10 protein-coding genes are annotated in these 10,769 nt (G+C 60.9%); 9 read left to right on the forward strand and 1 reads right to left on the reverse strand.

Going from position 1 to position 10,769, the window contains the following annotated elements:
• Positions 1-259: 259 nt before the first annotated feature.
• Positions 260-1,159, reverse strand: a complete 900-nt coding sequence (locus IT41_RS18305) for a LysR family transcriptional regulator (protein WP_036744074.1) — start codon at positions 1,157-1,159, stop codon at positions 260-262.
• A 102-nt stretch (positions 1,160-1,261) separates the two neighbouring features.
• Between IT41_RS18305 and IT41_RS18310 the strand changes: the two genes are divergently transcribed.
• The 9 genes from IT41_RS18310 to IT41_RS18350 all read left to right on the forward strand — a co-directional run bounded on the left by IT41_RS18310 (position 1,262) and on the right by IT41_RS18350 (position 10,680).
• Positions 1,262-2,380, forward strand: coding sequence for an ABC transporter ATP-binding protein (locus tag IT41_RS18310; protein WP_036744076.1), 1,119 nt, complete (start codon positions 1,262-1,264; stop codon positions 2,378-2,380).
• Entirely contained in the window at positions 2,377-3,270 is an 894-nt protein-coding gene (locus IT41_RS18315) for a carbohydrate ABC transporter permease (RefSeq protein WP_036744078.1), read from the forward strand. Before IT41_RS18310 ends, IT41_RS18315 begins: the two co-directional genes overlap by 4 nt.
• 3 nt (positions 3,271-3,273) lie before the next feature.
• Entirely contained in the window at positions 3,274-4,233 is a 960-nt protein-coding gene (locus IT41_RS18320) for a carbohydrate ABC transporter permease (RefSeq protein ID WP_010399463.1), read from the forward strand.
• A 20-nt stretch (positions 4,234-4,253) separates the two neighbouring features.
• Complete coding sequence (locus tag IT41_RS18325) at positions 4,254-5,498, forward strand: ABC transporter substrate-binding protein (RefSeq protein WP_010399465.1); 1,245 nt, start codon at positions 4,254-4,256, stop codon at positions 5,496-5,498.
• A 52-nt stretch (positions 5,499-5,550) separates the two neighbouring features.
• Positions 5,551-6,399 (forward strand): phosphodiesterase, encoded by an 849-nt coding sequence (locus tag IT41_RS18330; protein ID WP_029372602.1) that lies wholly within the window; start codon positions 5,551-5,553, stop codon positions 6,397-6,399.
• A complete protein-coding gene (locus IT41_RS21040) occupies positions 6,396-7,133 on the forward strand; it encodes an HAD-IIA family hydrolase (RefSeq protein WP_052081779.1) in 738 nt (245 codons plus the stop codon). Before IT41_RS18330 ends, IT41_RS21040 begins: the two co-directional genes overlap by 4 nt.
• Positions 7,134-7,502: 369 nt before the next feature.
• Positions 7,503-8,744: a tyrosine-type recombinase/integrase gene (locus IT41_RS18340; protein WP_074948217.1), complete on the forward strand. Its 1,242-nt coding sequence runs from the start codon at positions 7,503-7,505 to the stop codon at positions 8,742-8,744.
• Positions 8,741-9,685 (forward strand): tyrosine-type recombinase/integrase, encoded by a 945-nt coding sequence (locus tag IT41_RS18345; RefSeq protein WP_036744082.1) that lies wholly within the window; start codon positions 8,741-8,743, stop codon positions 9,683-9,685. The genes IT41_RS18340 and IT41_RS18345 overlap by 4 nt, the downstream gene beginning before the upstream one ends.
• The gene (locus IT41_RS18350; RefSeq protein ID WP_139221778.1) at positions 9,682-10,680 is read left to right on the forward strand and encodes a tyrosine-type recombinase/integrase; all 999 of its coding nucleotides are present in this window, start codon (positions 9,682-9,684) and stop codon (positions 10,678-10,680) included. Before IT41_RS18345 ends, IT41_RS18350 begins: the two co-directional genes overlap by 4 nt.
• Positions 10,681-10,769 lie beyond the last annotated feature (89 nt).

Below are 10,769 nucleotides of genomic sequence, written 5' to 3' on the forward strand. Positions count from 1 at the left end.
CATAATGCCGAGGTTCGGATTATGCCGCGCCGATCTGCCGGACCTGTTGGGTTGCGGTTAGACCGGCGCGGCGTGTCGGCATAAAAACGTTGGCGACAAACAGCAGCCGTTCGAACTCAACGCGGCGAAAGGTGTTGAGAGCCCTTTGCGGTCATTCGGGTCCTAGCGTTGGAACCGTAACCAAATACACTAGGGCCTTCGGACGAGATAGGGATCAATCCGAACAGTTCTCACTTGATTATTCGTGGACGAACTTTGATCAACCTGCAAAATGGTTCGCCCTTTGGGACTGCATGTCGCGAGCGAGGTTTAGGAATGCCTCGACTGGGCGAAGGCTCTGGTTAGATCGAAGGCAAAAGGCATATTCGGGAAAGAAATCGGTGATCTCGCGTATCTTTACGCGGCACACGCGATCGGCACGCGTCGAGGCGGCGTCGAACATAAAGCCAATGCCGATGCCTTGCGCGCAAGCTTCGTAAATCGCTTCGCGCGATTCCAGCCAGAGGAGGGGCTGCGGCCGGAGGCCCGATTTAGTTAGAACGCCGTTCAGGCGCTTCTGGGTCTGAGATTGCCCGCTGCGGAACAGAAGCGGGTGATCCATCAATTCGCTCAGGCTCACCTCCTGCCGGCGGGACAGGGGATGGCCCTCGGGGATCAGGGCCACCAGCGACTGCTCGAACAGCGCCTCGCGAAAGATGTCGTCCGCCTGCGGCGCTTCGGTCAGTATGCCAAGATCGCATTTCCTGTCCCTGACCGCATTCACGACATGCTGCCAGTTGCCGAAATGCATCGCCAGTCGGACACCGGGATAATGCGCGCGAAAGGCCGCGATCAGCGACATGGCTGGCCCCGGTGCGCCAGCTGCGATGACTAGCTCGCCAATGGTCAGCGTGCGGGCGGAGTGGAGAATCACCGCCGCTTCCTTTTCCGTGTCACGCATCTGACGGGTGTGGCGGTAAAGCCTTTCCCCGATCGCCGTCAGTTCCGCGCCCGTGCCTACCCGGTCGAACAGGCGCACGTCATGCGCCTCCTCCATTGCGCGAACCTGCGCGGTGATCGCGGGTTGCGACACCGCCAACGCCTTAGCCGCGCGGGAAAAGCTGCCTGTCGCGGCAACCTCGTTGAATGCGCGTATCTGGCTGGCGGTGGGGCGTTTCATGGCGGCTCCAAGCGATGTCGAAGCATAACCTAAATTTATATCATGTCATAAACGTTACAACTGCATCGCCTATGCCCGCCACGACAGCGAAAGGACTTCATCGTGGCGACGGTAACACTCAGGGGTATTCAGAAATCCTTCAAGGACGCCGAAATCCTGCGCGGCATCGATCTGGACATTGCCGAGGGCGAGTTCGTCTCGCTTGTCGGGCCATCGGGATGCGGCAAGTCCACGCTGCTGCGGATCATCGCCGGGCTGGAGGGTGCAACGGCGGGCGAGGTGCTGCTGGACGGCGTGTCCGTATCGGGCATGCGGGCGGCGGACCGCAACCTGTCGATGGTGTTCCAGTCCTATGCCCTCTACCCGCATCTGACCGTGGCCGAGAATATCGCCGTGCCGCTGCGGATGCGCCGTCTGAACCGCTGGCAGCGTCTGCCGCTGGTCGGGGGCTTCATGGGCGGTGCGGCGGCGCGGTCCATTGCCGCCGATGTGCAGCGCGCCGCCGAGATGCTGGAGATCGGCCCGCTGCTGGATCGCCGCCCGGGCGAGATGTCCGGCGGGCAGCGCCAGCGCGTGGCTCTGGCCCGTGCGCTGGTGCGCGATCCGGCGGCTTTCCTGCTGGACGAGCCGTTGTCGAACCTCGACGCCAAGCTGCGCGCCCACACCCGGACCGAGATCACCGAGCTTCATCGCAAGCTGGGCGCGACGTTCATCTACGTCACCCACGATCAGGTCGAGGCGATGACCATGTCCGACCGCATCGCCGTGATGATGGGGGGCGAGATCCTGCAATGCGACACGCCCGCCCAAATCTATGCCGATCCCTGTGATCTGCGGGTGGCGGAGTTTGTGGGCTCGCCGCGTATCAACGTCATTCCCGCCGAGGCGGATAAGGATGGCCGCATCTCCATCCCCGGCTGCCCCTTGCCACTGCGCCATACGGGCCGCGCCACCTTGCGGTTGGCTCTGCGCCCCGAGGCGCTGTTTCTGACCGAAAGCAGTGCCAAGCTGCGCGGCAAGGTCGCGCATGTGGAGAATATGGGCCATGAATTCGTGGTCCAGATCGCGGTGCCCGAGCTTCCCGACTGCCTTGTGCTGCGAACGTCCGCCCAAGCTGTCGTCGGGGATGCGGTGGGCATCGGTTTCGATCCCGGCCGCGCGCTGATTTTCGACGCGATGGGCGGACGCTGCCGGAACGTGACCGCGCAAGTTTTCGCATGACCCAAGGGCGTATCGCTTTCCTATTGGGTGCGCCCGCGCTGGCGCTGATGCTGGTGATCCTGATCCTGCCGATCCTTGCGGCGGTGGTTCTCAGCTTCACCGACTATTCGCTGGGCGCGGCAGGGCTGACATGGGTGGGGCTGGAAAATTACGCCCGCATCTTCGGGAGTTCCACCTATGAGAAGATGCTGGTCGCCACGGCGACATACGTTGCGGTGGTGGTGCCAGCATCGATCGGTCTGGGCCTTGGCGCCGCGCTGCTAATCCAGTCCTTGTCACGCGGGGCGGCGTTCTACAAATCGGTCTATTTCCTGCCGGTCATGGCAACGCTTCTGGCAATGACGATCGTGTGGCAGATGATGCTGCACCCGACCATCGGCGTGGTGAACCGCAGCCTCCTGGCGGTCTGCGGCGTGCTGCCCGAAGGGGTCTGCCCCGATCAGATGCCGCTTTGGCTGGGCGACCGAAACTATGCGATCTGGGTCACCTGTTTCATCGGCGTCTGGCAGGGCTTCGGGTTCAACATGGTGCTGTATCTGGCGGGCCTGTCCGGCGTCTCGCGCGAGCTTTACGGCGCGGCGGAGATGGACGGCGCAAGATCGGGGTGGGAGCGGTTCCGGCTGGTCACATGGCCTGCGCTGCGCCCCACCACGACCTTTGTGCTGATCACCACCTTCATCCGCGCCTTCCAGACCTTCGACACGGTAGAGGTGCTGTTTTCGCCCGGCGGGGGGCCGTCAAAGTCGGTCTATCTGATGATGTTCGCCATCTATGAAAAGGGGATCGTGCAGAACCTTGTCGGCATCGGCGCGGCGATCACCGTGTTGTTCCTGATCTCTGTCATGGCGCTGACGCTGCTGCAACGCCGCCTCACGGAACGGAGGGCCTGATTCATGACCCAAATCCTGAAACATCTGGTGCTGCTGATCGGCGGCTTTGTCGTGCTGGCACCCTTTGCCGTCATGCTCAGCTATTCGCTGAAATCCCCGTCCGAAATCGAGACCGGCACCGGCGGGCTGTTCGGCGCGCAGGCCCCGATGCTGGACACGATGTGCATGGCCCGCAGCCAGCCCGACCGCGCCGCGATGGATGCTGCCCGCGCCGCTAGTCCCGGCCAAACCGATGACGCGATCATGGCGCAGTTGGAGCAGGGCCGCGAGGCTGCATGCACCACCCGCCCCGCCGTTTTCAACTACACCAAGGCCTTCACCGAGGCGCCCTTGCTGAGATACCTGCTGAACGGGCTGATCGTGACCGTGTCGATCTTTGTGATACAGGTCATCGTGGCACTGCCCGCCGCCTATGCGCTGACAAAATTGCGGTTCTGGGGCCGGGATGCGGCATTTGCACTGGTGCTGTTCTGCCTGCTGATCCCGGTGAACGCGGTGGCGCTGCCGCTCTATCTGGGGCTGGCGAAGCTGGGGCTGACCAACAGCTATGCCGCGCTGGTGATCCCGTGGACCATTTCGGCCTTCGGCATCTTCCTCATGCGCCAGTTCTTCCAAAGCGTGCCCGACGATCTGGTCGATGCCGCGCGGATGGATGGAATGGGCGAATTCGCCATCGTCTGGCGCGTGATGCTGCCAACCGCGATCCCCGCGCTGATCGCCTTTGCCATCTTTTCCATCACTGCGCATTGGAACGATTATTTCTGGCCGCGCATCGTCATCACGGGCGATCGTGATCTGTTCACCCCGCCGCTGGGCCTGCGCGAGTTTCAGGCCGGCGCCGACGGCAGCCTTTATGGCCCGATGATGGCCACCGCGACCATCATCGTCATCCCCCTCATCGCCGCGTTCCTTTTGGCGCAGCGCCGCTTCATCGAAGGCATCGCGCTTTCGGGAATGAAATGACCCCCCACCCGGAGACTAAAATGAAACGCCTTTTCCTTCTTGCCGGGCTGATGCTCTCGGCCACCACGGTCCATGCGCAGGACAAGGTGACAATCGAATTCGTCTACCCTTACTCCGCGATCTTCGACGTCACCTATGAGGCGATCCTGCCCCGCTTCCAAGAGGCGCATCCGAACATCGAGGTGAAGTTCCGCGCCTCCTATGAGGAATACGAGGATGCGTCGAACACCATCCTACGCGAGGCCGTGTCGGGCAACCTGCCGGACGTGACGATGCAGGGTCTGAACCGCCAGCAGATCCTAGTAGAAAATGACATCGCCCAGCCGCTGGACCCGTTCATCGCCAAGGAGGCCGATTTCGAGGTCGAAGGCTATCACCCTGCGATGCTGCAACTTTCGACCTTCGACGATCAGGTGTATGGCCTGCCCTTCTCGGTCTCGCTTCCCGTCGGGTTCTACAACACTGCGATGATGCAGGATGCCGGGATCGACGGCTTTCCCGCTACATGGGACGAAGTGATCGCCGCTTGCGGAACATTGCGCGAGGCGGGCTACGAGAATCCGATCTTTTGGGATTGGCAGATCACCGGCAACTGGCTGTTCCAGGCGCTGATGTGGTCGCAGGACAAGCCCATCGTCGAAGGCAACGCAATGACGCTGGACAGCCCCGAGGCACTGGTTGCCTTGCAGACGATCCAGAAGATCGTAAACGAATGCGGCATGAAGAACCTGTCGGTCGAGGAAGCGATCACCTCCTTCACCTCCGGAGAGATTCCGATGCTCTTCTCCTCGACCTCCTATGTCGGGCGTATCTCGCGTGGGAACGCGGATCTGGCATTCACGACGGCATCCTTCCCCGGCATCGACGGCGCCCCTCTGGGCCTGCCCGCGGGCGGGAATGCGGCGATGATGACCTCGACCTCGGACGATCCGGCGGTGCGGGCGGCGGCATGGGAATGGATCAAGTTTCTGACCTCGGGCGAAGGGGCAGCCGATGTGGCGCGCACCACGGGCTACATGCCGCCCAACCGCGCCGCGAACGAGCTGATCCTTGCCGATTTCTATGACCGCTACCCCGAGAAGGCATCGGCGGTGGAGCAGCTGCCGCTGATGCGCGAATGGCAAGCCTATCCGGGCGCGAACGGCCTTGCGATCACGCAGGTCATCTATGACGGGCTGGAGCGCCTGGTGACGGGCGAGCAGCCCGACATGGAAGAACTGCAGCAGGAACTGGTGGATGAGGTTGCGGAGCTTCTGCCGCACTGATCCCGAACCCGCGGGTCGCGCGCCTGCGTGACCGGCATCCCGGAGAGACATGATGAAATTCATCCACCTGACCGACACCCACGTGATCGGCGGCGGTCGCCGCCTGTTCGGGGCCGACCCGTCCCGCCGCCTCGCGCTTGCGGTCGAGAGCATAAACCGCGATCACGCCGATGCCGACTTCACCGTCGTTACGGGTGATCTGACCCATTGGGGCGACGCCGACGCCTACGCCGCCTTTACCCGCGCCATCGCAGGGCTGAAGACGCCGCTCGTGCTGATGGTCGGCAACCATGACGACACACCGTCCTTTGCCGCCGTCTTTCCGGCCATACCGCGCGACGAAAACGGCTTCGTCCAGTCCGCGCGGCAGACCGAGGCCGGGCTGTGCCTGTTTCTCGATACCCGGGTGGACGGCACCCATGCAGGCGGCTATTGCCCTGCGCGGCTGGACTGGCTGCAACGGCAGCTTGCGGGCAGCGAGGGTCCGGTCCTTCTGTTCATGCACCACCCTCCCTTCGACGTGGGCATCCGCGCGATGGACGACATCCGCATGCAGGACGCCGAGGCGTTCCACGCCGTCATCGCACCGCACACCCACCGCATCCGGCACCTGTTCTTCGGCCACGTCCACCGGGCGATCTTCGGCAACTGGCGCGGGCTTTCATTCTCGTGCATGCGCGGGCTGAACCATCAGGTTGCATTGGACCTGTCCAGCGACGTGATACAGGGCGATCTGGCCCAGCCTGCCTATGGCGTTGTGCTGGCCGATGCCGACCGCGTCGTGGTCCATATGCACGAATTCGCTTCGCGCGCGCCGACATTTCCGCTGATGGCCCCCGAGGGCGACCTGTCCGAGGATTACTCCACGGCAATGCGGCACGAAGGATTCATCGACCTGTGACGAATGCCGATGATCACCGTGCTCTGGTCGCAGGTGCGCGGCGCATCCTGTGCGACATCGACGGCTGCCTGATCCGAGGGGGGCAGACGATCGACGGGGCCGCCGCGTTCGTTGATGCGGTGCGCGACAGGTTGGCGCTTGTCTCCAACAACTCGACCGATACGGCAACGGGCCTGTCGGACCGCTTGGCCCGGATCGGCATCGAGGTGCCGGCGACGCAGATTTTCCTGGCCGGAGAACAAACCCTGCTTCATGTGCAAACGGTTTATCCCGACGCCCGCATCCGGCTGATCGCCACGGATGCGATGCGCGACCGGGCCGAGACGCTGGGTCTGCACCTTACGTCGGAGCGGCCGGATCTGATCGTGCTGTGCCGTGCACCCGACACGACGCTGGCGGAACTGGAATCCGTGCTAGTCCAGATCACACAAGGTGTTCCGATAGTCGCAGCCAACCCCGATCTGACGCATCCCGGCGCTGCGGGTCCGGCCATCGAAACGGGTGCAGTCGCTGGGCTGCTCCGGGCCTGCCGCCCCGGCCTCGCGATCCCCTTCATCGGTAAGCCAGCCGCGCCGCTTTTCCTTCGCGGTCTGCGGAATGCGTCGCCCGACGAGGCGATCATGGTCGGCGATAATCCTGAAACTGACATCAACGGCGCCGAGCAATTAGGAATCCCCACGCTTCTAATCCATCCCGACAAGAGTATGGGTCCGACGATCAGAAGCCTGATCTAGCGAGATTGCCGATACCTCGAGTTGCCAGCCCCTTGGGGCCGAGAATCAAAGTCGCGAACGATCATGACCAAACGAAGTCGATATCTTGCAGCCCTTGGCGCCCATCTCGCAGTCGATTCTTGAGACATCAGAGATGCTGCCTCGATCGCTGCCATTTTCGCGATCTCGGCGGCGTTCTTCTCTGCGTTTTGGCCAGAATGATTACCGTGGCGCGGGGCAGATCGCTACGAAACCGCATAAGGGTGCGAAGTCGGGTATCACTGGGAATGTCCGGATTGTCCCAATAGTGTCGATCTATCCTTGTCCCGTGAGCGTCCGCTTTGGTGATCTGGCATAAGTACAACCTTCAACCAACTGAAGGACAAGTTTATGAAAACGAAAACTTCTCGCGCGAACCGATCTCGCCCAAATCCGATCAACCACGTTGCCCACTTCGCCGAACGCATCGAATCTGAAGGGTACGGCAAGGGATCAATTGCGAAATACAGGTCGAATGCACAAGCTCTCAGAGAGGCATTGGTATCTGCAAAAGTCACCCCAGCTGACTTAACTGATGAGCTTATGGACCAGCTTGCGCGTGCAATCGTCGATGCCGCGTCGGCTAAAGACAAGAGCCATTGCTTATACCGACTTAATCGGTTCAGGGATTACCTGATCGAGAATGCGGCCGCTCCAGCGCGCGCCATACCGCCGCTCGACATGTCACCAAGGGCAGTGCTTAAAAGGGAGTACGAAGCGTACTTGCGGGTTCAGCGCGGCCTTTCCGAGGACACAATCTACCACTGCCTGCGGTTCTATGACCGGTTCCTAAACGCGAAGTTCGGCACCGGTTTGGGAGATCTCAACAGCGTCAAGCCTGACGACATCACCGGGTTCATCCTTCGAATGCGAGAGGCGCAATATGCGCCACGTGACAAAACCGGCCCGTCCCATCTGCGCAACCTGTTTCAGTTCCTGTTTTGGAGTGGAAAGACGGAGCGAAACCTAAGCAACGCCGTGCCTAAGTCTCGGCAGCCGAAGCCGACAGGCATTCCGAGGTATCTGGAGCCGGGACAGGTCAACCGGCTCATCGAGGTGGTGCGCGGCCAGAAGAAAACGGGCCGACGCAATTATGCAATGCTGATGCTGGTCGCTCGGCTGGGCCTTCGCCCTCCGGAGGTAACGGCGATAGAATTAGACGATATCGACTGGCGTGGTGGTAAAATCCTAATCCGTGGCAAGTGGCAATTGCATGATCAAATGCCGATGTCAGCGGAGATTGGTGAGGCGATTGTCGATTACATCAAGAATGAGCGCCGGGGGCCGGATCGCGCGCTGTTCGTGTCAGTAAAGCCGCCGTTCAAGAGGTTCAAGGACGCACAAATTCTGCGCTGGATTTTGCGGGATGCCTATGATGCGACCGGCATCAGTCCGCCGCAAGCCTATATTGGCACGCACATTCTGCGGCACAGCTTGGCCACCGACATGCTGCGAAAAGGCGCGTCGCTTGCCGAGATCGGGGATGTGCTGCGACACCGGTCTGCGAAGAACACGACAATATATGCGCAACATGATGTCGATGCCTTGCGCTCGATTTCACGTCCTTGGCCAACGGCGGAGGAAGTGAAATGAAGAAGCTGTCTCAACGACTTGATCAATATCTCGCCCTTCGGCGTTCGATGGGATTTGATTTGTCCTTTGAGGAACGGGTCCTCCGCAAGTTCGTCAGCTTTGCCAATGACAACGGGTTCCAGATCATCTCGACGCAGTTGTTCCTTGATTGGAAGGCAAGCTACGGCAGTGCGGACAACAACACATGGTCTCATCGCCTCGGCATGGTGCGCCAGTTTGCCTTTTGGCTTGCAGAGCACGACGATCGGACCGAAGTCCCGTCCAGCCAACTCGTCATCGGCCGATACCGAAGGCGCGTCCCCTACATCTATGCGCCCAGTCAAATCGTAGCCATTGTCGACGAAGCCGGGCGACTGCCTTCGCCCTACGGCCTTCGGGCCGCTTTGTGGCAGACCCTGTTCGGTTTGATAGCTGTAACGGGCATGCGGGTGAATGAAGCTCTGTCTCTGAGCCGGCAGGACGTGGATCTTGACCATGCCGTCCTGACGCTCAGAAACACGAAGAATGGTAAGGATCGGCAGTTGCCCGTCAACGGTGATACCGCCCATCGGCTCGCCCATTATGCCAAGCTGCGGGATCGGCTGGTAGCGCACCAGTCGTCGGCGTTCTTCATCAAAGAAGATGGCGAACCGGCGGGAGATTGCGGGGCACGCTACAACTTTGCGCAAGTCAGCAGAAACATAGGCCTTCGTTCGCCGCAAGCCTTCAACCGACACGGCGATGGACCGCGCATCCATGACTTGCGGCACACATTTGCCGTCTACACCATCTTGGATTGGTTCCGCGATGGTCGGGACATTGAGGCCGAAATGTACAAACTCAGCACCTATCTCGGCCATTCCGAGCCAAAGAACACGTTCTGGTATATCGAAGCCGTGCCCGAGCTGATGCAGTTGGCGGCGGCGCGGGCCGAAAAACGTGTACTGGAGGGCGCGTCATGATTGCAACCTATCCATTGCCCATCTACGTGCAGCGGTTCTTCACCGAGCGGCTGTTGACCCAGATGCAGGCCAGCCCAAACACGATCGCCAGCTATCGCGACACTTTCCGGCTTCTGCTGAAATACGCAACAGCAGAGACCAGGTTGCCACCGACTGAACTGCATGTGGCCCACATCGATGCCGAGATCATCGGACGGTTCTTGACGTTCTGCGAGGATGACCGCGGCAACAGCGCGCGAAGCCGGAACACTCGCCTAGCAGCGATCCGTTCGTTCTTCAAATATGTCGCGGGCTGTGAACCCCAGTTGCTGCATCATTGCCAGAAGGTGCTGGCGATGCCGTCCAAACGTCACACAAAACGCGTCGTGGACTTCCTGAGCCGTGACGAGATGGAGGTCTTACTGAAGGCACCTGACCAGACGACTTGGTTTGGGCGGCGCGATCGGGTGTTGCTCCTCACTATGCTACAGACGGGCTTGCGCGTATCAGAGGTAATCGACCTATGCGTCGGCGACGTCGATCTCGGCACCGGAGCGCATCTCAGATGCATGGGCAAGGGCCGAAAAGAACGCGCCACGCCCCTCCGGGCGGATAGTCGGGATGCTTTAAGAGCTTGGGTTTCCCAAATTAACGCCGCCCCGAGCAACCCCCTGTTCGCAACAATTCGGGGCGCACGGTTGAGCCGAGACGCGGTTGAACGGATAGTTCGGAAGCACTCAGGTACCGCCGCTTTGACTAGTTCGACGTTCAGATCGAAACGCGTTACGCCGCACGTCTTGCGCCATACCGCAGCAATGCAGCTTCTACAGAGTGGCGTGGACCGAACAATTATTGCTCTCTGGCTGGGCCATGAATCAGTCGAGACGACGCAGGTCTACATCCATGCTGATATCGAACTGAAGGAAAAAGCGATGGCATTGACGAAACCGGTCGACAGCACGGGCGGACGATATCGACCGAGTGACGAACTCTTGGCATTCCTCGAAGGACTCTGAATTATGCCGACACGCCGCGCCGGCCTAACCGCAATCCAATAAGTCTAGCAGATCGGCGCGGCATAATCCGAACCTCGGCATTATGGGTC

The organism is Paracoccus halophilus, assembly GCF_000763905.1.
GTDB lineage: Bacteria > Pseudomonadota > Alphaproteobacteria > Rhodobacterales > Rhodobacteraceae > Paracoccus > Paracoccus halophilus.